Raw genomic sequence first — 22,067 nt, 5'->3', positions numbered from 1 at the left:
TGCTCGACGGCCGCCCGCTCGGCCGCGACGCGCGCCGCCTCGGCCTCCTCGACCGCGGCTCGCTCGGCAGCGGCCTGCTCCTCGGCGGCTCGCTCCGCGGCGGCCTGCTGGGCCGCCCACTCCCGGACGGCCGCGAGGTCGGCGGCGGCCTGCTCGGCCCGGACACGTTCGACGTCGGCCTCGTCGAGCTCGGCCTGGGCGGCGGCAGCACGCTCGGCGTCCTCGGCCGCCGCGCGCTCGGCGGCGGCCCGCTCGGCCGCCCACCGCTTCACCGCGGCCAGGTCGGCGGCCGCCTGTTCCGCGGCGACGCGGCGTGCCTCGGCAGCCTCGTCGGTCACCTGCGGGGCCGGCTGTTCCGTGGCCCGCTCGGACGCCGGCTGCTCGGACACCGACGGCTCGGCTGCCTGCTCCGGCGTGGCCGCAGCCGTGGTCTCCGGGTGTGCCGGCTCGGCGTCCGGCTCGACGGGCCCCGACTCGACGGGCTCCGGCTCGGCCCTCGCCTCGTCCGACTCCGCACCCGCGGGTGCAGCCGGACCCTCGACGTCGTCCGCGGTGCTCGCGGTGGGCTCCGTGGTGGGCTCCGTGGCGGCCGGGACCGACGGATCGGACGTCGCCGCGTCGCCGTTGACGGCCGCCGAGGACGCCACCTCCGGGCCGTCCGCCGGCTCCCCCGACTGCTCGTCACGCGGACTCGCCGAGATCTCTCCCACCCCCTGGAGTGACCTCCGCCGACGGGGCGGACAGTCGTACGACACACTATCGGCGTGCAGTTCGACGTGACGGTAGAGATCCCCAAGGGCCAGCGGAACAAGTACGAGCTGGACCACGCCACCGGACGCATCCGCCTGGACCGGATGCTGTTCACCTCGACCCGGTACCCCGCCGACTACGGGTACATCGAGGAGACGCTCGGAATGGACGGTGACCCACTCGATGCCCTCGTGCTCCTGGAGGAACCGACGTTCCCCGGGTGCCTCATCACCTGCCGGGCCATCGGGATGTTCCGGATGACCGACGAGGCCGGCGGGGACGACAAGGTCCTCACCGTCCCGGCGACCGACCCCCGGATGGCCCACCTCCAGGACATCAACGACGTCTCGGAGTTCGACCGGCTGGAGATCCAGCACTTCTTCGAGACCTACAAGGACCTCGAGCCGGGCAAGTCGGTCGAGGGTGCCGAGTGGGTCGGGCGCGCCGAGGCCGAGGCCGAGATCGAGGCCTCCCGGCAGCGCGCCATCGACACCCCCCGACAGCACTGACCCCACCGGCGGACCTCGCCGGACACGCACCGACCAGACGGCGGCGCACCCACCCGGGTGCGCCGCCGTTCCGCATCCGGGGACCGCTGTCGACGCCGGCCTCCTGCGGCGCACCGACGAGGCGCGCCCACCTGGATCGGAGACGGAGGGGGAAGGGGAGCCGCCTGTCGGAATCGAACCGACGACCTTCTCATTACGAGTGAGACGCTCTACCGACTGAGCTAAGGCGGCGGACTGCGCGAGTGAGCTTACGGCACCGCCACCCCCCCTCCTGCGACACCCCCGCCGGGGTGGCGGGGCGGTTCAGGCGGGCAGGCGGAGGGCGACGGTGAGCGCCTCCACGGCGATCTGCGGCTTCACGTTCTGCTCCAGGGCGGTGCGCGCGGCCAGCACCGCGTCGATCCGGCGCAGCGCCCCCTCGGCGCCGATCCGGCGGGCCAGCTCCACCGCCTCGGCCCGGCGGTCCGGGTGGGCCAGCGGCAGCGTCAGCTCCCCCGCCGTCCCCGCCATCGAGCTGATCACCAGTGCGTCCCGGTACAGCGCCGCCAGGTCGACCAGCGCCCGGTCCAGGGAGTCCCGGCCGATCCGGGTGGCCCGCCGCTTCTGCCGCGTCTCCAGCTCCTTGAGCTGACCGGCCCCGCGACTGGCGGCAGCCACCCCCGGCCCGCGCGCGCCCACACCCAGGCTGGCCTTGACGGCGTCGGTCTCGACCGCGTCGACCTCGGCGACGGTCTTGTCCGACTCGTCCTTGGCCGTGCCGACCAGGTCGTCGGCGGCGTGCAGGCAGGCCGCGAGCGAGACCAGCGACAGCGGGATGTCCAGCACCGCCTTGCGCGCCAGCCGGGCCGACTCGTCCTGGGCCAGGTGCCGGGCCCGCCCGACGTGCCCGCCGGCGGCCGCCGCGGACCAGGCGGCCAGGGCCGGGTCGATGCCGTCCCGGCGGACCAGCACCTCGGTGACCGCGTCGATCCGCGGGGTGCGCAGCGCCACCACCCGGCAGCGGGAGCGGATGGTGACCGGCACGTCGTCAGGGTGCAGCGAGGGCGCGCAGAGCAGGAAGACCGTCCGCGGCGGCGGCTCCTCCAGCATCTTCAGCACGGTGTTGGAGGCCTGCTCGGTCATCCGGTCGGCGTCCTCGACCACGACGATCTGCCAGCGGCCCTGGGACGGCGCCCGGCCCGCGGTCCGGACGATCTGCCGCACCTCGGCGACCCCGATGGACAGCCCCTCGGGCACGACGCGGTGCACGTCGGCATGGCTGCCGGCCAGCACGGTCCGGCAGGCGTGGCAGGTGCCGTCACCCCCGGCCGGGCACTGCAGGGCAGCGGCGAAGGCGCGGGCGGCGACCGAGCGCCCGGAGCCGGGCGGCCCGGTGAAGAGCCAGGCGTGGGTCATCGCCCCCGGCTGGGCCACCGCGGCCTGCAGCTCGGCCACCACCGCCGGCTGGCCCACCACGTCGGCCCACACCCCAGCGACCGTCACGTCGTCATCCTCCCTCAGTCGGTCCCGGCCCCGCCCCGAGCCCCGCCCCGTGCGTCGGACGGGGCCTTCAGGGGTGCAGGTCGGGCGTCGACCCCGTCTGGACGACGTGGTCGCCGCCGCGGCGGCTGTGCGGCACCGAGACGTCGGCCGTGAGCTGCTGCAGCGGCAGGCCCTCCAGCAGCACGCTCACCCGGGTGCGGATGGCGGCGGCGATCTCCTCCGGTGGCCGACGGGCGTCGAGCACCAGGTAGCGGTCGGGCTCGGCCTCGGCCAGGGCGAGGAACGTGCGGCGGACCCGCTGGTGGAAGTCCAACGACTCCGACTCCAGCCGGTCTGCTGCGGCCCGCCCCCGGGCCCGGGCCAGGCCGACCTCCGGTGGCAGGTCCAGGAGCAGGGTGAGGTCCGGCCGCAGCCCCTGGGTGGCCCAGCGGGAGATCGAGCGGACGTCGTCCATCGGGATCGTGCGGCCGGCGCCCTGGTAGGCCAGCGAGCTGTCCACGAACCGGTCGGTGATCACCACCTCACCTGCGTCCAGCGCCGGGCGGAGGACGTCGTGCACGTGCTGCGCGCGGTCGGCGGCGTACATCAGGGCCTCGGCCCGCGGCGACAGCCCGGCACTGGCCGGGTCCAGCAGGAGCGCCCGGACCTTCCCGCCCAGCGCCGTCCCGCCCGGTTCGCGGGTGGTCCGGGCGACCAGGCCCTCCCCGGTCAGCCACTCCTGCAGGCGGCGCACCTGCGTCGACTTGCCCGCCCCCTCGCCGCCCTCGAAGGCGATGAACACCCCGCCCCCGGCCAGCCGACGCCGCGCGGTGGTGTCCCGGCGCAGAGCGGTGACGACGTCGGCCAGCAGCGGCACCGGACGGCCGTCGTCCATCTGCCGGTAGGCGACCACGCCGACGCCGACGGCCAGCAGGCCGGCCACGAAGAGCATGACCCGCTCCCCGGTGACCGCCAGCGTCAGGACGCCGACGTCGACCTGGTTCTGACCGATCACGCCCACGCCGATCGGCACCGTCGCGAGGGAGAGGATCAGCGAGGCGCGGACGAGGGACTGGACGATCGCGAACGTGCGGCCTCGGATCGCGTCGTCTACCTCCGTGCCGAGCAGGGTGAAGCCGGCCAGGTAGGCGATGCCGGCGAAGAAGCCCATCAGCACGACCAGCAGCAGCGCCACCCACAACGTGGCGATCCAGGACATGAGCAGCACGGCGATCCCGGCGCCCACGATGGCCACCCCGAAGATCCGCTCCCGGGCGAGGTCGTGGGCGATGCTGGGGCCCAGGCCGATGCCCAGGCCGAGGCCGACGAAGACCGCCCCGAAGAGCAGCCCGTAGGCCGCCTGCCCCCCACCGAGGGCGGTCACGTAGAACTGCCCGGTCGCGATGATCGCGCCGGCAGCGGCGAAGGCCCCGGTGATCCCGAGGATCAGCCCGCGGACCAGACGGGTGTGGCCGGCGAAGGAGAAGCCCGCCTTCAGCGAGCCGAGGAAGCTCTCCTGCGGCGCCTCGGGCCGGGCGGCCCGGCGACCGCTGATCGAGGGCAGGTTCCAGATCACGAAGGCCGCGACCAGGAAGGTCAGCGCGTTCAGGTAGAGCGCGAGGGCGATCTGGTCGAGCCCGGGGAGCAGCTGGCTCAGCCGGCCACCGGAGGTGTTGAGCATCGCGTAGACGCCACCGGCGAGCACCGGGGTGATCCCGTAGGTGGTGATCAGGGACAGCTGGTTCGCCGGCTCCAACTGGTCCTTGCGGAGCATGTTCGGGACGGCGGCGTCCTTGGCCGGGGTCCAGAAGAGGCTGACCACCTCGATGAGGAACTGCGCGATGAACAGCCAGATCAGGTTGTCGACCAGCGGGATGGAGGCGAAGAGGCCGAACCGGAAGACGTCGGTGAGCACCATCGTCTTGCGTCGGTCGAACCGGTCGGCGAAGACCCCGGCCAGCGGCCCGAGCACGAGCGCCGGCAGCAGCCGGAAGAGCAGCACGCCGCTGAGGGCCAGGTTGCTGGCCATGTAACCGTCGACCAGCGTGGTGGCGGTCGCGGTGATCGCCAGCAGCCCGAGCCAGTCGCCGAAGCTGGACAGCGACATGGACAGCCACAGCTTGCGGAAGTCGCGCACCCGCAGCACCGCGCGCATCTTCGCGACCTGACCGACCGCTCCGGCGCCGGGGTGCTCCTCGTCGTCCGCGCCGGACCGGTCGTCACCCGGGGCGTCGTCCGGCGGCGAGAGCAGCGGTACGCCGGCGCTGTCCGGGGTGGGTGCGCCGGCCGCCGGGAGCCCGTCCGGGGGCACTGCGGCCGGTGCCGTCCCGGCACCGTCGTCCTCGACACCACGCGAGCCTGGCGCGGCGCCGGGCGGCGGGCGGCTCCCGTCGTCCGCCGGCGTCGCAGCGGACGAGCCACCCGGGGACGGGCGGTCCGTCGGGTCGGAGCTGATCGAAGACCCCCGGGGTGTGGCGGCACCGGAGCGCCGCGGGACGTGGCCGTGTCGTGGCCTCGGCTCGGTCACCGTACCGGTCGGGACCGACGAGTCCGGGCGATTTCCACTCCTCCGGGCCAGGTGCCTCCGGCGCTAGCCTGCGGCCGTGGACGACCGCGGCAGCTGGGACCCGGGCACCTACCTGCGCTTCGCCGGCGAGCGAGCCCGCCCCTTCGCGGAGCTGCTGGCCCGGATCGGCGCGGAGGCCCCGAAGGTGGTCGTGGACCTCGGTTGCGGCGACGGCTCGGCCACCGCCACGCTGGCCCGGCGCTGGCCCGGCGCCCGGGTCGTCGGCGTGGACAGCTCACCGGCGATGCTCGCGGCCGCCGCGGACCACGCCGTGCCCGGCAGGCTGACGTTCCTCCAGCGTGACCTGCGCGACTGGCGGCCGGACGGGCCGGTCGACGTGCTGGTCAGCAACGCCGCACTGCACTGGGTGCCCGGGCACGCCGACCTGCTCCCGGGCTGGGCGGACGCACTGGCCCCCGGCGGATGGCTCGCGGTGCAGGTGCCCGGCAACCAGCGGGCACCCACCCACGCACTGCTGGCCGAGCTGATCACCGGTCCGCGGTGGGCAGGTCGGCTCTCCCCCGGTGCGGAGGTCGCACTGGACCCGCGTGCGGTGCTGGACCCGGCGGGCTACCTGGAGGTGCTCACCGCGGCGGGACTGGCCGTCGATGCCTGGGAGACCACCTACCTGCACGTGCTGACCGGGGAGGACCCGGTCCTGCACTGGGTGTCCGGCACCGTCCTCCGCCCGGTGCTGGCGCGCCTCGCCCCAGCCGACGCCGCCGAGTTCACCGCCGAGTACGCCGCCGCCCTGCGTCGGGCACACCCCCCACGCCCCGACGGGACGACGGTGCTCCCCTTCCGCCGGGTGTTCGTCGTCGGGCGCCGACCGACTCGTGGGCTCAGCGCGGGGTGAGCCGGTACGCCCGGGTGGTGTACGGCAGCTCGAGCTGCGCGGACCCCCGGGTGTCGGGATGGGTGGCCAGCAGCTCACGCACCTGACCGAGGAACTCCGCCCGCCGGTCGTCGGACATCATCGCCACGTAGCTGCGGGTGCCGATGCCGGCGACGACCTGCTCGGGGGTCACCCGCTGCGCGACGGCGGAGTCGGCCACCGCCACCTCGGCGGGCAGCTCGGCAGCGAACCGGTGCACCACCGTCTGGTCGGCCTCGTGGTCCCGGGCCTCGTCGGCGAGCAGCTCACCGAGGGCGCGCACCCACGGCACCCGCTCGTCCCGGGTGTTCCAGACCAGGCCGACCACCCCGCCCCGCCGGAGCACCCGGCGCAGCTCGGCGGCCGCGGGGACGACGTCGAACCAGTGCGCGGCCTGCCCGGCGACGACGGCGTCCACGTCGGAGTCGGGCAGTGGGATCGACTCCGCTCCCCCGGTGGCCGCACGCACCTGGGGCAGACGCTCCCGCAGCTGCGCCAGCATCTCCCCGGACAGGTCGACGGCGACCACCTCGTGCCCGGCGGCAACCAGGCGGTCGGTGAGCAGGCCGGTGCCCGCACCGAGGTCGAGCACCCGGCGCGGGGCGTCGCCGAGCAGGAACCCGACCACGTCGGCCGGGTAGGTCGGCCGGAGGGCGGCGTAGTCGGCCGCGACCGCGCCGAACGACGTCCGCCGCTGCTCCCAGCCGTCCACCCGCGCCCTCCGTCCGAGCTCAGCTGCCGGCCGGCACCTTGACCGCGACGTCGGCTGCGGTCTCCGCCGTCTTCCCGGCCGCCGCCGACTTCGCCGTCGTCGACTTCGCCGTCGTCTTCTTCGCCGTGGCCTTCTTGGCGGCCGCCTTCTTCGCCGGCGCCTTCTTCGCGGCGGTCTTCTTGGCCGCCTTCTTCTTCACCGGTGCCCGCTCACGGCGGTCGGCGAGCAGCTCGGCCGCCCGCTCCAGGGTGATCGTCTCGACCTCGTCGCCCTTGCGCAGGCTGGCGTTGTGCTCGCCGTCGGTGACGTAGGGGCCGAAGCGGCCCTCGCGCACCGTGACCTGGCCCTGGCTGACCGGGTCCGCGCCCAGCTCCTTGAGCGGCGCCTTGGCCGCGGCCCGGCCCCGCTGCTTGGGCTGGGCGAAGATCGCCAGCGCCTCGTCGAGGGTGATGGTGAAGAGCGCCTCCTCGCTCTCCAGCGAACGCGAGTCGGTGCCCTTCTTGATGTAGGGCCCGTAGCGGCCGTTGAGCGCCTGGATCTCCTCGCCCTCGGCGTCCTTGCCGATCGAGCGCGGCAGGGTGAGCAGCTGCAGTGCCTGCTCCAGGGTGACCGTCTCCGGCGTCATGGTCTTGAACAGGCTGGCCGTCCGCGGGGTCTCCTTGCTGCCCTCGGGCACCAGCGTGGTGACGTAGGGGCCGTACCGGCCGGCCTTCACCGCCACCGGGAAGCCGGACTCCGGGTCGGTGCCCAGCTCCCGGTCCGAGGAGGGGGCGTTGAGCAGCTCGAGGACCTTCTCGCTGGTCAGCTCGTCGGGCGCGATCTCCTCGGGGATGCTCACCCGGGCGCCGTCCTCACCGCCGGCCTGCAGGTAGGGGCCGTACCGGCCGACCCGCACGACGACCGGGTCGCCGTTGGGCGCCACCGCCCGCAGCGGGATGGAGTTGACGCCGCGGGCGTCGATCTCCTCCAGCCGCTGACCGATGACGGACTTCAGCCCACCGGAGGCGCCGATGCCGCCGGCGTGCTGGCCCTCGCCCCCGAAGTAGAACTCGGTGAGCCAGTCGACCCGGCCGAGCTGACCGGCGGCGATCTCGTCGAGCTCCTCCTCCAGCAGGGCGGTGAAGTCGTAGTCGACGAGCTGGCCGAAGTGCTGCTCGAGCAGGTTGACCACCGCGAAGGCGATGAAGGTCGGCACCAGCGCCGAGCCCTTCTTCCACACGTACCCGCGGTCCTGGATGGTCTGCATGATCGACGCGTAGGTCGACGGCCGGCCGATCCGCAGCTCCTGCAGGCGGGCGGTGAGGCTCGGCTCGGTGTAGCGGGCCGGCGGGCTGGTGGTGTGCCCCTTGGGGTCCAGCTCGCGGGTGTCCAGCTGCTGACCGCGCTCGACCCGGGGCAGCCGGCGCTCGCTGTCGTCGGCCTCGTCGTCGTTGCCGGACCCCTCGTCCTTGCCCTCGACGTAGGCCCGCAGGAACCCCGGGAAGGTGATCGTGCGGCCCGAGGCGGTGAACTCGACGGCCTCACCGGTGCTGGAGCTGCCGGCGAGCCGGATGCTCAGCGTCTTGCCCACGGCGTTGGCCATCTGGGAGGCGACGGTGCGCTGCCAGATGAGCTCGTAGAGCCGGAACTCGTCGCGGGCCAGCTGCGCGGCCAGCTGGCCGGGCGTGCGGAAGGAGTCACCGGCGGGACGGATGGCCTCGTGCGCCTCCTGGGCGCCCTTGTCCTTCGTCGCATAGCGGCGCGGCTCGGCCGGCACGTAGGCGTCGCCGTACAGCTCGGCGGCCTGCCGGCGGGCGGCGCTGATCGCCTCGCTGGACAGGTTGGTCGAGTCGGTCCGCATGTAGGTGATGTGGCCGTTCTCGTACAGCCGCTGGGCCACCCGCATCACCTGGGCCGACGACCAGCCGAACTTGCGGCCGGCCTCCATCTGCAGGCTCGAGGTGATGAAGGGGGCGTAGGGCTTGCGGGTGTAGTCCCGTTCGTCGACCCGGCTGACCGTGACCGCGCGACCTTCCAGCCGGGCTGCCAGGCCGCGGGCGCCGGCCTCGTCGAGGTGGACGACGTTGCTGGTCACCGAGCCGGTGTCTGCGTCGAAGTCCTTGCCGGTGGCCACCCGGCTGTCGTCCACGGTCACCAGCCGCGCCCGCAGGGTCGTCGGCTCACCGGCGTCGGCGCCGGCGCGCTGCTGGGCGACCTCGAACAGGCCGTCGAGGCTCCAGTAGTCCGCGGCGGTGAACCGCATCCGGGCCCGCTCGCGCTCCACCACGATCCGGGTGGCGACCGACTGCACGCGGCCGGCCGACAGCTTCGGCAGCACCTTCTTCCACAGCACCGGGGAGACCTCGTAGCCGTAGAGCCGGTCGAGGATGCGGCGGGTCTCCTGGGCGTCGACCAGCGCGGTGTCCAGCTCGCGCGGATTCGCCACGGCGCGGGCGATCGCCTCGCGGGTGATCTCGTGGAACACCATCCGGCGGACGGGCACGGTGGGCTTGAGCGTGTCGATCAGGTGCCAGGCGATGGCCTCGCCCTCGCGGTCCTCATCGGTGGCGAGGTAGATCTCGCTCGCTTCCTTGACCAGCTGCTTCAGCCGGGTCACCTGCTGCCTGCGGTCGGGGCTGACCACGTAGAGCGGGGCGAAGCCGTTGTCGACGTCGACGCCCAGCCGGGCCCAGGACTCGCCCTTGTGCGCAGCCGGCACGTCGGCGGCGTTGCGCGGCAGGTCGCGGATGTGCCCGACGCTGGCCTCGACGACGTAGTCGCTGCCGAGGTAGCCCGCGATCTTGTTCGCCTTGGTCGGCGACTCCACGATGACCAGCGGCTTGCCTCCGGCCGCGGCGGCACGCTTGCGCGGCGCGCGGTCGCCGGTGCTGGGGGCTGACTTCGTGGTCTTGGTGGGCGGCACGGTGCTCCTGTCGGGGGGTGCTGGTGCAGGCGCCGGGGAGGACCCGGTCGCGCACGGGGCAGAGCGGGCTGTACCCGCTCGGCGACGCCACGGTAGGCCACCGCGCGACCGGGAGGCCGATCGGTGAACCGGAACGCGCCCGCCGTCCCACCTCCAACGGATGACGGCGGTCACTGTTCCCGGCGCCGATCGGCAGGTCATCGCGGCTCCCGGGTGCCGGCGACGACCTCGCCGATCGCGGCCAGCGTCGGGCGGTCGCGGTCGTAGTACTCGGTGTGCCCCTGGGTCGGGTCGGTGGGCAGGGGGACGTCGCCGAACGAGGGGTCGGCCGGGGTGTCACCGAACCACTCCAGCCAGGAGACCGGGTCAGCCGGCGACCAGGCGCCGTACACCTCCGACGCCTCCAGTTCCTCGACCTGGCCGGCCAACCCGGGGCTGCCGAGCAGGACGAGTGCATCGGCGGCCAGCCGGCCCGGTGCACGCGCCGCCTTCCCCGCGACCACCGTGCCGTAGCTGTGCGCCAGCACCGTCGTCCGTGGGGGCGCCGGCACAGCGGCTGCCCGGCCACCGGCCGGGGGGCTCACGCCGTCCGGCGCAGTACGGGCGGCAGCGAGCCCGTCGAGGGCCCGGTCGAGCGCTCGGCCGCCCCAGCCGGCCGCTCCGGGCGTCCAGGCTGAGCGCGTCCTGGGGGTCTGGTAACCCAGCCAGGCGACCGTGGCCACGGCCAGGCCCGGGGCGGCCGTCGCCGCGGCCGCCGCGACGTCCCTGGCGTCCCCCACCAGCTCGGCCAGGTCGTCGACGGGCGTGGTGTTGATGCCCGGGACGAGCACGCCCACGGCCGCAGCGGTGTCCAGGTCGCCGACGGACAGGGCCACCAGGCCGATCGCCGGGTCGAACTGCAGGAGCTGGGCCTCGGCGCCACCGGCCGCCACCGCGGCGAGAGCGCGCCGCACCGCGTCGGCCGTGTCGTGGCCGGCCGTCCCCGGCGGGAGGTGGGCCAGCGCCGCCACCAGGTTGGCCCGGTTCGCCTGGTCGCGCGCCCAGGCCGGCAGCCCGTCCAGGGCGCCGACGACTCCTGGCTGCCCGTCGATCGCCAGCAGCTGCCCAGCTGCCGTCAGGCCCGCCCACCAGGCCGCCGCGTCCTGGGGGCCGGCCGTGGCCGGCACCTGCGGCGTCCGCACCGGCAGCAACCGGCCGACCAGGTCGGCGAAGCGGTCCGGCACCGGGACGGCGACTGCACCGAGCTGCGCCAGCGGCTCGAGGGCGGCCCCGGCACACGCCTGCGCCCGGGCTGCCGCGACACCGGCCTCCTCGGCCCTGGCCTCGGCGAGCACCGCGGCGGTCCGGGCGGACTCGACGTCGGCCAACTGGTCCGGCGCCATCGCCGGGGAGGGCGGCGCGGGGACCCCGACCGCCCGGCCGGCGCCGTCCAGACCGACCCCACCGGCGGTCGCGACCGCCAGGGCCTCGGCGGCGAGCTCCTGCGCCTCGTCCGCGGCGGCGCTCAGCCCGGCCAGGTCGGCCAGCGAGGCCGCCAGCGCCCCACCGACGACCGAGGCGACCGTGGACAGCTCGACGAGCGCCGCAGCGGCCACCGTCCCGGCCGGACCCGACCAGCACTCCGCCGCACCGAGCTGCCGGCCCAGTGCGTCCAGCCGGTGCCGCCACGGCACCAGTCGCTCGGCCACCACGCCAAGGGTGACCACGGCTCCCCGCAGCTGTGGGACGTCCCAGTCCGCGAGTTCGACCATCGTCGTCACCGCGGCACCGGCACCCGGCCGGCCCAGCCCGGGTCGATCCGGCCGGCGATCCCGGCATCCGCTCTCCGGTAGGCCCCCAGCGCCGCTTCCAGGGTCGCCGCGACCGCAAGCGTCCGGGCAGTCAGGGCGGTCAACGCGCCCGCCCAGCCCGCGCCGGCCGCGGCGGCCGACACCCCCACCGGGCCGTCCAACGCGGTGCCCAGCGACCGCCCGGTCGCTGCGGTCAGCTCGCCGTCCTCTCCGAGCTCAGCACCCAGTGCGGTCAGCTCCGCCAGCAAGGCGGCCAGCGCGTCGAGCTGGACGGAGATCAGATGGGACACGTGGCCTCCCGGCGCGACAGCGGCCCCGGGGAAGGACCGACGCCGGGAACGCTAGGGAGACCGGTGGCCGGTACGGGTGCCGTCGTCCACACCCGCAGCTGGTATCCACAGCCAGCGGCCGCCGTCGCCCTGGTCCCCGCGCGGCACCGGCGCGGTCGGCGGATCACCCCTTGTGGGTATCAAGCTGCAGACGCTCAAGGTTCCGCGGTCGCACTCCGACGATCTGGGCATGAACTCGCCAGCGGCCCGCCCGGCCGGGATCCTGACCCGACTGGGTGTCAGGCGTTCACTGAACGGCCTGGCGCTGCAGCTGTGTGCACTCGCACTGTCGTTCATCCTGGTCGCTCTGCTCGTCGTCACGTCGTCCCGGGCCGCCTTCAACGCCCAGACCGAGAACTCTCCCAACCAGGTCAGCGCTGGGGCCATCGACCTGACCGACAACGACGCCGGCACCGCGATGTTCGCGAACGTCACCGGCCTCGTCCCCGGGGCCACTCCCGTGGACCGCTGCATCGACGTCACCTACACCGGCACAGTTGACCCGGGCGCGGTGCTGCTGTATGCGACATCGGCGCCGACCGGGGGGTTGGCGCCCTACCTGAACCTGACCGTCGACATCGGTGCCGACACCACGGACGCATTCCGGAGCTGCACCAACTTCTCCTCCACCGCCACCCTGTACACCGGAACCCTTGCGGGCTTCGCGACGGCGCACAGCAGCTATGGCGCCGGCCTGAACACCTGGGACCCGGTCGCCAACCCGGAGACGCGGACCTTCCGCTTCCGCGTCTCCGTGCAGGATGACCAGGCGGCCGAGGGCCAGACCTCGACGTTCGGGTTCACGTGGGAAACGCGCACCAGCTGACCGGCGCCCTCGGGTCCCCCACCAGGGCCTGGCTCCGGCCGGCCCTCTACGCGGCCGGCACCGTGAGCATGCTGGCCATCTCCATGGTGGCCAGTCTGGCTCTGTGGATCGCCCTGCCCTGGGCCTTCCTCGGCTGGGCGCCGACGCTGGTGACCTCCGGCTCGATGACCCCCCTGGTGAGCCCCGGCGACGTGGTCATGATCCGACCGGTGTCATCCGCGGACCTGGGCCCCGACACGGTCGTCCTCTACGGCCGATCCGAGAGCGACCGGATCCTGCACCGGATCGTCGAAGAGCTGCCCGACGGGACCTTCCGGACCCGCGGCGACGCCAACGTCGATGTCGACAGCGCCCCGGTCGCGGTGGCGGACGTCCGCGGAGCTGCGGTCCTCGCGGTGCCGTGGATCGGACGACCGTCCCTGTGGTTGCACGAGGGCCGGGCGCTTCCGCTCGCCGCCGCCGGGATCACCCTCCTGGTCCTGCTGGCACTGGCCCCCCGGGCCTTCGACCCCGCCTTCGACCCGTGGGCGGCCGCCCAACGGGTGAACCCCGCCGAGGTCCTGTTGGACCGTGCTGGCGCGCATCCCAGCGACCGACGTACAGACAGCAGCCGCCTGCTGTCGGAGGACCTGCACGACCTCGTCCACGAACGGCTCGCCGGACAGAGCGGTGTTGCTGCCGCCCGCACTCTCCAGCTGCTGAAAGGCCTCTCATGACCCGTCACCCGTTCACCAGTGCTGCCGGCCGACCCGACCATGACGACAGCCGCCAGGGTGGGCGCTCGGTCGCCGAGCGGGCCATTGGCCAGATCCGGCTCATCGCGGTAGCCCTGCTGCTGGTCGGTGGCGCGGGCCATCGTCCGGCGGCGGGTGGGCCCCTCGGTCGCGACCTCGCCTTCCCCCTGGCCGGCGGTGCCGCCGCGATCCTCCTGCTGGTCGCTCTGCTCACCGCCCGCGCCGCCACGGCGGCAGCGGGCCGGCGGTCGAAGCTGGCGCTGGCGGGCACGGTGGCCGACGCCGTGGTGGTGCTCGGGGTGGTGGGCCTGGCCGGCCTCCCGCCGCAGTCCTTCGCGCTCGTCCTGCTGATGCTCCCGTTTCTGGAAGCGGCCCTGTGGTTCGGCCTGACGGGGCTGGCGGGACTGTGGACGGCGTCGTCGGTGCTCCTTGGCGCGCTCGTCATGACTCTTCCCGGTCAGGTCCCGGACGAGGCATTCGGCGTCCTGGTCATCGCCATGCCGACCTTGCTGCTCGCCACCATCCCCGTGGCCATGCTGGCCGAGCACCTCGTCGCCCAGGTCGGTCGACTTGCCGAGGCGCGTACGGCGGCCGACGACCGCGCCCGGCTGCTGGGCGACCTCTCCGCCATCACCGCGGACATCTTCCCGCTGGATGGGGATGCGGTGCTCGTGCAGCTGGTGACCGGCGCTCAGCGGCTCGGCGCGATCGGTGCCACGGTCATCGACCCCGGAGCGGGCCGGCACGCCCAGCCGCTGCTCGCGGCCGCGGGCGATGCGCAGTCGGTGCCCTCCGTGGCCGGGGACGGGCCCGGTGGGGGGACGCCTGCCACCGCCACCACGCCGGATGCGGAAGACCGGTCCGCCGTCCTGACCCGTCAGCTGACGGTCCCCGGCGGAACTCCCTACACGTTCACCGCCGTGGTCGTCGGCTCTGCCGAAGAGGTGACCCGTCGCCTGGATGCACTCGACCTGCTGGTGGCCCAGGCGCGGGTCGCGTTGGCCAACGCCATGCTCGTCCAGCAGTTGGAACAGCTGAAGCAGACCTTCGAGGAGCAGGCCACCCGCGACCAGTTGACCGGCCTGCTCAACCGCCGAGGTCTGGTGCTGCGCGCCGAGCAGCTGCCCGGCCGCCTCGGCGTGCTGTTCTGCGATCTGGACGGCTTCAAGGGTGTCAACGACACCCTCGGCCACGCCGCCGGCGATGAGCTCTTGGAGCAGGTGGCGAGGCGACTGGAGGGCGGCCTGCGCTCGGGCAGCGTGCTCGGCCGGATGGGTGGTGACGAGTTCGTCGTCGTCGTGCCCGGCGCCTCGGACGAGGACCTCGCCGGTCTCGGCCGGCGGATCGAGGCCGACCTGGACCGGCCGTTCCTCCTGGAGGCGGGAATGGCCCGGATCGGCGTGAGCATCGGGGTCGCACACGCCGATGACGGCGAGCGGGATCTCGACGCGCTGCTCGGCTGCGCCGACCAGCTCATGTACGAGGTGAAGCGCAGCAAGAAGGCCGGCGGGTCTGCGCAGGGCGAGCTGGCCGGGGCACCGGCGTGAGCGTGCGTGCGGGCTCCCGCATGGGCACACCAGCTACGCGAACGAGGCCGACGAGTGCTAGCGAGGCGAACTCGTGAGCCCGGCTCGCCGCCGCGTACGGTGGGCCTCCCGGACGCTCGCGGCGCTGGTCGCGGCGGGCCTGACGGTGCTGCTGGCGCAGAACCCGGTCGCGGGCGCCTTCACGGCGACCACCGACGACAGCGGCAACTCGATCAGCGCCGCCGCGAGTTTCTGCACGACTCCGGGGTCGACCACCCGGATCGCCGTCGGCGACTCCTACACCGACCAGAACTCCCCAACCAGCAACTACGACAGCGACTCGCTGCTGCGCGTCCGATCAGTCCTCTCGCGCAACGTGCGCACGTGGATCCGGTTCGACCTGCCGGCGGTACCGGCCGGGTGTGAGCTCACCGCAGCCACCCTCCGGGTCTACAACCGCCAGCCGAACGTCGAACGGGTGATCGACGTCCTTCGGGGTGACCCGGTCGCAGCGACGTGGTCGGAGACGACGATCAACTGGGCGAACCAGCCCGCCGGTGTCGGATTCCCCATCGGCGGCAGCATCCTGAGCGGTGCCGGCTGGCAGGTGTGGGGTGTCTTCGACCACGTCAGCGCCCAATACGCCCAGGGCAACAACGGCTTCATGCTCAAGGACCGAAACGAGGACTCGAGCACCCAGTACGAACAGACCTACGATGCCCGGCAGAACACCGGCACAGCGGCTGAACTGGTGTTGGACTGGGGCTGAGCCCGTCGATCGGGCCAGCTGGCTCTTCACCGGGGTAGGTCAGCGATGCGACACCTCCATCATCGGCATGACCCCGATGGGCGCTACTCGTGGAGAAGCCGTCCTCGTGGGCGCCCTTCTCGGACCGGACGGCCAACGTCCTCGGACCAAGGGACCGGCGCGGACGTCGAACTCACCGACAGCGGCTCGGGCACCGCGGTGTTCACCGGACATGCCAGCTGACCGAGGTGCCGGGCCACCGTCGTCCCAGCATCCGGGCGCAGGCCATGGCCCTCAGGGGGCGCTGGTGGTCAGCGTCCCGGCCGTCGCGTCGGTCTCGCCGCCCACGACGCTGGACCGCCGCTTGCTGACCACCACGGCCGCCGCGATCACCAGGGTCGCCCCGATGGCGATCGCCAGCCGCAACACGGTGTTGGCGTCCTCGCCGACGGACAGCCCGACGACGGCCGGGGCGATCAGCAGCGCGACCAGGTTCATCACCTTGATCAGCGGGTTGATGGCCGGGCCGGCGGTGTCCTTGAACGGGTCGCCGACGGTGTCGCCGATGATGGTCGCCGCGTGGGCCTGGCTGCCCTTCCCGCCGTGGGCGCCGTCCTCGACCATCTTCTTGGCGTTGTCCCAGGCGCCGCCGGAGTTGGACAGGAACACCGCCATGAGCGTGCCGGTCGCGATCGCGCCGACCAGGTAGGCGGCCAGCGGGCCGAAGCCGAGACCGAAGCCGACCGCCACCGGGGCCAGGACGGCGAGCAGACCGGGGGTGGCCAGTTCGCGCAGCGAGTCCCGGGTGCAGATGTCGACCACGCGGCTGTAGTCGGGGCGCTCGCTGTAGTCCATGATCCCGGGGTGGGTGCGGAACTGTTCGCGCACCTCGAACACCACCCGGCCGGCGGCCCGCGACACCGCGCTGATCGCCAGCCCGGAGAAGAGGAACACGACGGCCGCGCCGACCACGGCGCCGACGACGTTGTTCGGTGAGACCAGGGTGAGCGCGTCGCCGAGCTCGGTCCCGGCGTCGTCCAGCGCGTCGATGAGGCTGGCGTTGTAGGAGCCGAACAGCGCGGTGGCCGCCAGCACGGCGGTGGCGATCGCGATGCCCTTGGTGATCGCCTTGGTGGTGTTGCCGACGGCGTCGAGGTCGGTGAGGACCTGGGCGCCCTCCTCGTCGATGTCCCCGGACATCTCCGCGATGCCCTGCGCGTTGTCGCTCACCGGGCCGAAGGTGTCCATCGAGACGATGACCCCGGCGGTGGTGAGCAGCCCGCAGCCGGCCAGCGCGACCGCGTACAGCGCCGCGGCGCCGCCGATGAGGAAGGCGCCGTAGACGGCGGTGCCGATGAGCAACGCGGCGTAGACGGCCGACTCCAGGCCCAGGGAGATGCCGGAGAGGATCACCGTCGCCGGGCCGGTGAGCGAGCTGCGGCCGACGTCGCGGACGGGCCGGCGAGAGGTCTCGGTGAAGTAGCCGGTGAGCTGCTGGATCGCCGCGGCCAGCACGATGCCGATGAGGACGGACAGGAAGCCGAGCACCTGCGGGCTGACCGCGATGTCCAGCCCGTCGGAGATCGTGGGCAGGACGGTGAAGGACGCGGCGGCGACCAGCACCAGGGAGACGGCGGCGGAGACGAAGAAGCCGCGGTTGATCGGGGACATCCAGTTCCGGTCGTTGCTGCCCGGGTTGCTGGCCAGGATGCCGACCACGGAGGCGATCACCCCGATCGCGGCCACCACCAGCGGGAAGACCATGCCCACCGGCCCGAAGAACACCTGGCCGAGGATCAGCGCGGCCACCAGCGTCACCGCATAGGACTCGAAGAGGTCGGCGGCCATGCCCGCGCAGTCGCCGACGTTGTCCCCGACGTTGTCCGCGATCGTCGCGGCGTTGCGCGGGTCGTCCTCCGGGATGCCGGCCTCGACCTTGCCGACCAGGTCCGCGCCGACGTCGGCGGCCTTGGTGAAGATGCCGCCGCCGACCCGCATGAACATCGCCAGCAGCGCGCCGCCGAAGCCGAAGCCCTCCAGCACGATCGGCGCGGTGTCCCGGAACAGCAGCAGCGCCAGCGAGGCCCCGAAGAGCCCCAGGCCCACGGTGATCATCCCGCAGACGCCGCCGGTGCGGAACGCGATGCGGAAGGCGGGCCGGTGCCCACCGGCGGCCGCCGCGGCCGCCACCCGGACGTTGCCGCGGGTGGCCAGGGTCATCCCGATGAAGCCGACCGCGGCGGAGAACGCGGCCCCGACGAGGAAGAAGGCCGCGCGGCCCAGCCGGGTGCCCAGGCCGCCGTCGGCCACCGGGAGCAGGAGCAGCAACCCGAAGACGATGGCGGCGAAGACGGCGAGCGTGCGGTACTGCCGTCTCAGGTAGGCCCCGGCGCCCTCCTGGATCGCCTTCGCGATCTCCTGCATCGACGCCGTGCCCTGGTCGGCGGCCAGGACCGCGCGGACCAGCCAGGCGGCGAAGCCGAGGGCGGCGAGGGAGATGAGGAGCGCGATCGCCACCAGGGCGAGGTCTCCTCCGGACAGGTCGGCGTCGGGCATGGTTCCTCCGTGGCGAGGTGGGGCGCGCACCGGCCAGCCGCCCCCGAGCTCTCGCGCGGGAGGGCCCGGCGTGGGACGCACTGTGCCGCAGGAGGCAGGCCCGCCGCCAGACCCCGATGTGATCCAGTTCACATGGGACGTCATCCGGCCAGGTGGCCCGGGCAGTGGGTTGCGCACCGGTGTGACAGTGGGGTGGTGACGTCCCTGCGCTCCGTCCGGCCACCCGCGGACGCGCCGCCGGAGTCGGTGCCCGACCCGGCCGGTGGCGCGCTGCCGGGTACCGAGCTGCTCGAGGCCCTGCTGTCCGGCACCGATGCCGACGACGACCCCGTGACCCACGTCCACCGGCTCCCGGCCCGCCCCAGCCGGCTGGCGGAGTGGCCGGAGTGGGTCGGGACGCCGCTGCGCGACCGGCTGACCGAGCGCGGCGTGCCGGCGCCCTTCAGCCACCAGGTCGAGGCGGCCGAACTGGCGCGAGCCGGCAGCCACGTCGTCGTCGCCACCGGGACGGCGTCGGGCAAGTCCCTGGCCTACCAGCTGCCCGCGCTGACCGAGCTCGCCGACGACCCGCGCGCCTGCGTGCTCTACCTCGCCCCCACCAAGGCCCTGGCCCGGGACCAGCTGGCCTCCGTCGCCGAGCTGGCCGACTCCTCGGTGCGGCCGGCGGCCTACGACGGCGACACCCCGATGGAGGAGCGCGAGTGGGTGCGGCGGCACTCGCGCTGGATCGTGACCAACCCCGACATGCTGCACCGGGGAGTGCTCCCTGCCCACCAGAAGTGGTCGAGCACGCTGCGCCGGGTCGCCTACGTGGTCGTGGACGAGTGCCACGCCTACCGGGGCGTGTTCGGCTCGCACGTCGGGCACGTGCTGCGCCGGCTGCGGCGGATCTGCCGCCGCTACGGCGCCGACCCGGTGTTCGTACTGGCGTCGGCGACCGTGGCCGACCCGGCGCTGGCCGCCGGCCGGCTGGTCGGTGCCCCGGTCACGGCTGTCACCGAGGACGGCTCGCCGCGTCCGGGTGCGACCTTCGCGCTGTGGGAGCCGCCGCTGACGGAGCGGACCGGCGAGCACGGTGCGCCGCTGCGCCGGTCGGCGGCCGCTGACGCAGCCGGGCTGCTGGCCGACCTGGTCGAGCAGAACGCCCGCACGCTGGCGTTCGTGCGGTCCCGCCGCGGCGCGGAGTCCGTCGCCGAGCAGGCGCGGGCGATCCTGCGCTCCCGCGGCCGGTCGGACCTGGTCTCCCGGGTCGACTCCTACCGCGGTGGATACCTGCCCGAGGAGCGGCGGGAGCTGGAGCGGGCGCTGTCGACCGGGGTGCTGCTGGGGGTGGCGACCACGAACGCCCTGGAGCTGGGGATCGACATCGCCGGGCTCGACGCCGTCGTGCTCGCCGGCTACCCGGGCACGCTGGCCTCGATGTGGCAGCAGGCCGGGCGGGCGGGGCGGGCCCAGCGCGAGTCGCTCGTCGTGTTCGTCGCCCGGGACGACCCGCTGGACCACTACCTGGCCCACCACCCGCGGGCGGTGTTCGGCCGGCCCGTCGAGGCGACCGTCACCGACCCGGCCAACCCCTACGTGCTGGGCCCGCAGCTGTGCTGTGCCGCCGCAGAACTGCCGCTCACCCACGCCGACCTGGCGGACTTCGGCGGCGAGGTGGCCGAGGCGCAGGTGGCGGAGCTGGTCGCCGAGGGGCTGCTGCGCACCCGCCCCACCGGCTGGTACTGGGCCGGGCGTGGCCGGCCGGACGTGGACATCCGCGGCAGCGGTGCCGCGCCGGTGTCGATCATCGAGGGCTCGACCGGCCGGCTGCTGGGCACGGTCGACGGCGACGCCTCGCACGCGACCGTGCACACCGGCGCGCTCTACGTGCACCGCGGCGAGACCTACGTGGTCGACGAACTCGACGTGGAGGACGCCTGCGCGGTGGTGCACCCGGAGAGCCCGGAGTGGACGACGGTGGCCCGGGACACCGTGGACCTGTCGATCGTCGCCACCGACCGCACCCGCCGGCTGGGCACGGTCACCGCGCACACCGGCGTCGTGGACGTGACCAACCAGGTCGTGGCGTACCAGCGGCGGCGGCTGGGCACCGGCGAGGTGCTCGCCGAGTTCCCGCTGGACCTGCCGCCCCGCCAGCTGCGCACCCGGGCGGTGTGGCTGACGCTGGACGAGCGGGCGATCGCCCGCGCCGACGTCGACGACGCGGCACTGCCCGGCTCGCTGCACGCGGCCGAGCACGCCGCGATCGGGTTGCTGCCGCTGCTGGCGACCTGCGACCGCTGGGACCTCGGCGGGGTCTCCACCGCCCTGCACCCGGACACCGGCGCGGCCACGATCGTGGTCTACGACGGCCACCCGGGCGGGGCCGGTTTCGCCGAGCGCGGGTACGCGGTGCTGCGGGACTGGCTGCAGGCGACCCGGGCCACGGTGGCCAGCTGCGAGTGCGAGTCCGGCTGCCCCTCGTGCGTGCAGTCGCCCAAGTGCGGCAACGGCAACGACCCGCTGGACAAGGCCGGCGCGGTCCGGGTGCTCGACGTGGTGCTGGACGAGCTGGCCGGCGCACCGGAGCTGACGGCCGAGGAGGCGGAGGTGACCCGCCGCCCGGCGCCGCGATCGGGCCTGTTCGGCACCAGCGCCCCGGCCGTGACCGACCCCGCCGCCGACGTCGGTGCGACCGGCTCCGCCGCCGACGCCGGTGCGACCGGCTCCGACCCCGACGACCTCGTCTTCTGACCGGGTCCCTGGGTCTGCTGACCCGGTCCCTGGCGGTGCCGGGCCGGCGCGCGCCCGGGCCGGGGCGTCCACGACGCCGAGCGGACCCAGCCGGACCGGGACGTGCACCCGCAGCTCGACGACCGCGCCGGCGGTGACGGCGCACGAGTCCACGACGGCCTCGTTCGCCGCGGCGATCTCCTCGGCGACCGCGCAGGCGGCCGGGTCGCCCAGCACGGCCCGGCCAGCGGCGGCCAGGGCGGCGAGGTCGGCCGCCGAGGTGGCGCGGTGCCGCCCCACGACCGCGGTTCCGACGAGCACCGTGGCGACGCCGACCAGTGCCAGCAGCCCGGCCAGCGCGACCATCCACACGGTGGCCGAGCCGCGCTCCCCGTCGTCGGCCGGCTCGGGCCCGGTCATGGCGAACCGCCTGCCGCCGGTTCGCGGACGCCCGTCGCCGTCGCCGTGACCTCCACCCGCCAGGGCAGCGGCCCCAGCGGGGCGACCGTGGCCGCGACGGTGACCCGCACCGTCTCCCCCACGGCCAGGTCCGTGGTCGCCCCATCGGGCGCGGCCTGCGCCGCCAGCTCGTGCACCACGGCCGCCGGCTCGCCGCGCGCCGCCGCCCGGGCCCCTTCCCGGGCGGCGTCCACGCAGCGCAGCTGGGCACCGACCACGACGACCGCCGCCACCGCCCCGGCCAGCACCAACAGGAGCACGGGCAGCACCACGGCGGTCTCCGCGGTCACCATCCCGGCCTCCCGGGAGCCGCCGGACCGGCCGGTGCGGTCGGGTGTCGACACGTCGACTCAGGCGAGCGTGGCGAGCGCGGTCTGCACGAGCTCGCCCAGCGCCGCGACCACCGATCCGCCGGTGACCACCTGGTAGAGCACGGCGGCGAAGGCGCAGGCGGCCACCGTGCCGACGGCGTACTCGGCGGTGCTCATGCCCTCCTCGCCGGCTACGCAGGACTCCGACCAACGCTGGGCCAGCGCCGAGCGCCGGCGTCCGGTGGTCCGTTCCTCGTTCTCCGGCTGGATCTCCATGTGTCCTCCTCCGCCGGACCGCC

General features: G+C 74.3%; 16 protein-coding genes, 1 tRNA gene and 2 pseudogenes. 7 read left to right on the top strand and 12 right to left on the bottom strand.

Annotated features, from left to right (window positions below):
- Positions 1 to 710: pseudogene (locus tag IN07_RS23815) on the bottom strand (hypothetical protein); the annotation flags it as partial.
- A 54-nt stretch (positions 711 to 764) separates the two neighbouring features.
- On the opposite strand from IN07_RS23815, the gene IN07_RS04930 reads away from it, so the two are divergent.
- On the top strand, positions 765 to 1,259 hold the full coding sequence (locus IN07_RS04930; RefSeq protein WP_036334013.1) for an inorganic diphosphatase: 495 nt from the start codon (positions 765 to 767) through the stop codon (positions 1,257 to 1,259).
- A gap of 158 nt (positions 1,260 to 1,417) precedes the next feature.
- Here the strand turns inward: IN07_RS04930 and IN07_RS04925 are convergent.
- The 3 genes from IN07_RS04925 to tmk all read right to left on the bottom strand — a co-directional run bounded on the left by IN07_RS04925 (position 1,418) and on the right by tmk (position 5,031).
- Positions 1,418 to 1,490, bottom strand: a tRNA-Thr gene (locus IN07_RS04925).
- 72 nt (positions 1,491 to 1,562) lie between these two features.
- Positions 1,563 to 2,741 (bottom strand): DNA polymerase III subunit delta', encoded by a 1,179-nt coding sequence (locus IN07_RS04920; RefSeq protein WP_052090831.1) that lies wholly within the window; start codon positions 2,739 to 2,741, stop codon positions 1,563 to 1,565.
- A 67-nt stretch (positions 2,742 to 2,808) separates the two neighbouring features.
- On the bottom strand, positions 2,809 to 5,031 hold the full coding sequence (tmk, locus tag IN07_RS04915) for a dTMP kinase (RefSeq protein ID WP_081975201.1): 2,223 nt from the start codon (positions 5,029 to 5,031) through the stop codon (positions 2,809 to 2,811).
- 292 nt (positions 5,032 to 5,323) lie between these two features.
- On the opposite strand from tmk, the gene IN07_RS04910 reads away from it, so the two are divergent.
- The gene (locus IN07_RS04910) at positions 5,324 to 6,142 is read left to right on the top strand and encodes a trans-aconitate 2-methyltransferase (RefSeq protein WP_036334012.1); all 819 of its coding nucleotides are present in this window, start codon (positions 5,324 to 5,326) and stop codon (positions 6,140 to 6,142) included.
- On the opposite strand, the gene IN07_RS04905 is transcribed toward IN07_RS04910, so the two are convergent.
- The 4 genes from IN07_RS04905 to IN07_RS04890 form a co-directional block, all read right to left on the bottom strand.
- The gene (locus IN07_RS04905; protein ID WP_036334011.1) at positions 6,129 to 6,872 is read right to left on the bottom strand and encodes a class I SAM-dependent methyltransferase; all 744 of its coding nucleotides are present in this window, start codon (positions 6,870 to 6,872) and stop codon (positions 6,129 to 6,131) included. The genes IN07_RS04910 and IN07_RS04905 overlap by 14 nt on opposite strands.
- A gap of 19 nt (positions 6,873 to 6,891) precedes the next feature.
- The gene (topA, locus tag IN07_RS04900) at positions 6,892 to 9,774 is read right to left on the bottom strand and encodes a type I DNA topoisomerase (RefSeq protein ID WP_036334010.1); all 2,883 of its coding nucleotides are present in this window, start codon (positions 9,772 to 9,774) and stop codon (positions 6,892 to 6,894) included.
- Positions 9,775 to 9,971: 197 nt separating this feature from the next.
- Complete coding sequence (locus IN07_RS04895; protein ID WP_036334009.1) at positions 9,972 to 11,525, bottom strand: alpha/beta hydrolase; 1,554 nt, start codon at positions 11,523 to 11,525, stop codon at positions 9,972 to 9,974.
- A 5-nt stretch (positions 11,526 to 11,530) separates the two neighbouring features.
- Positions 11,531 to 11,854: a hypothetical protein gene (locus tag IN07_RS04890; protein WP_036334008.1), complete on the bottom strand. Its 324-nt coding sequence runs from the start codon at positions 11,852 to 11,854 to the stop codon at positions 11,531 to 11,533.
- A gap of 172 nt (positions 11,855 to 12,026) precedes the next feature.
- On the opposite strand from IN07_RS04890, the gene IN07_RS04885 reads away from it, so the two are divergent.
- From IN07_RS04885 to IN07_RS04870, 4 genes are all read left to right on the top strand, one after another.
- Positions 12,027 to 12,719 carry a hypothetical protein gene (locus IN07_RS04885; RefSeq protein ID WP_052090827.1) on the top strand — a complete coding sequence of 231 codons (693 nt, stop codon included), beginning with the start codon at positions 12,027 to 12,029 and terminating at the stop codon, positions 12,717 to 12,719.
- A complete protein-coding gene (locus IN07_RS23810) occupies positions 12,698 to 13,435 on the top strand; it encodes a S24/S26 family peptidase (RefSeq protein ID WP_052090825.1) in 738 nt (245 codons plus the stop codon). The genes IN07_RS04885 and IN07_RS23810 overlap by 22 nt, the downstream gene beginning before the upstream one ends.
- Positions 13,432 to 15,000, top strand: coding sequence for a GGDEF domain-containing protein (locus IN07_RS25640; RefSeq protein WP_052090823.1), 1,569 nt, complete (start codon positions 13,432 to 13,434; stop codon positions 14,998 to 15,000). Before IN07_RS23810 ends, IN07_RS25640 begins: the two co-directional genes overlap by 4 nt.
- Positions 15,001 to 15,073: 73 nt before the next feature.
- Positions 15,074 to 15,748, top strand: a complete 675-nt coding sequence (locus IN07_RS04870) for a DNRLRE domain-containing protein (protein ID WP_036334007.1) — start codon at positions 15,074 to 15,076, stop codon at positions 15,746 to 15,748.
- A 273-nt stretch (positions 15,749 to 16,021) separates the two neighbouring features.
- Here the strand turns inward: IN07_RS04870 and IN07_RS04865 are convergent, their stop codons facing one another.
- The gene (locus tag IN07_RS04865) at positions 16,022 to 18,283 is read right to left on the bottom strand and encodes a sodium-translocating pyrophosphatase (protein ID WP_036334006.1); all 2,262 of its coding nucleotides are present in this window, start codon (positions 18,281 to 18,283) and stop codon (positions 16,022 to 16,024) included.
- A 195-nt stretch (positions 18,284 to 18,478) separates the two neighbouring features.
- Between IN07_RS04865 and IN07_RS04860 the strand changes: the two genes are divergently transcribed.
- Complete coding sequence (locus tag IN07_RS04860; RefSeq protein ID WP_036334028.1) at positions 18,479 to 21,019, top strand: DEAD/DEAH box helicase; 2,541 nt, start codon at positions 18,479 to 18,481, stop codon at positions 21,017 to 21,019.
- A 51-nt stretch (positions 21,020 to 21,070) separates the two neighbouring features.
- Here IN07_RS04860 and IN07_RS26920 read toward each other — a convergent pair.
- The 3 genes and pseudogenes from IN07_RS26920 to IN07_RS04850 all read right to left on the bottom strand — a co-directional run.
- Positions 21,071 to 21,418 (bottom strand): annotated as a pseudogene (locus IN07_RS26920) (Rv3654c family TadE-like protein); the annotation flags it as partial.
- Positions 21,415 to 21,801, bottom strand: a complete 387-nt coding sequence (locus IN07_RS04855) for a TadE family type IV pilus minor pilin (protein WP_036334005.1) — start codon at positions 21,799 to 21,801, stop codon at positions 21,415 to 21,417. The gene IN07_RS04855 and the pseudogene IN07_RS26920, both read right to left, overlap by 4 nt.
- A gap of 6 nt (positions 21,802 to 21,807) precedes the next feature.
- Positions 21,808 to 22,044, bottom strand: a complete 237-nt coding sequence (locus IN07_RS04850) for a DUF4244 domain-containing protein (protein ID WP_081975199.1) — start codon at positions 22,042 to 22,044, stop codon at positions 21,808 to 21,810.
- Between the last annotated feature and the right edge of the window lie 23 nt (positions 22,045 to 22,067).

This window comes from Modestobacter caceresii (assembly GCF_000761485.1).
Lineage (GTDB): Bacteria > Actinomycetota > Actinomycetes > Mycobacteriales > Geodermatophilaceae > Modestobacter > Modestobacter caceresii.
Note: the sequence above shows the minus strand (reverse complement) of the source record. Positions and strands in the feature narration are given on the sequence as shown.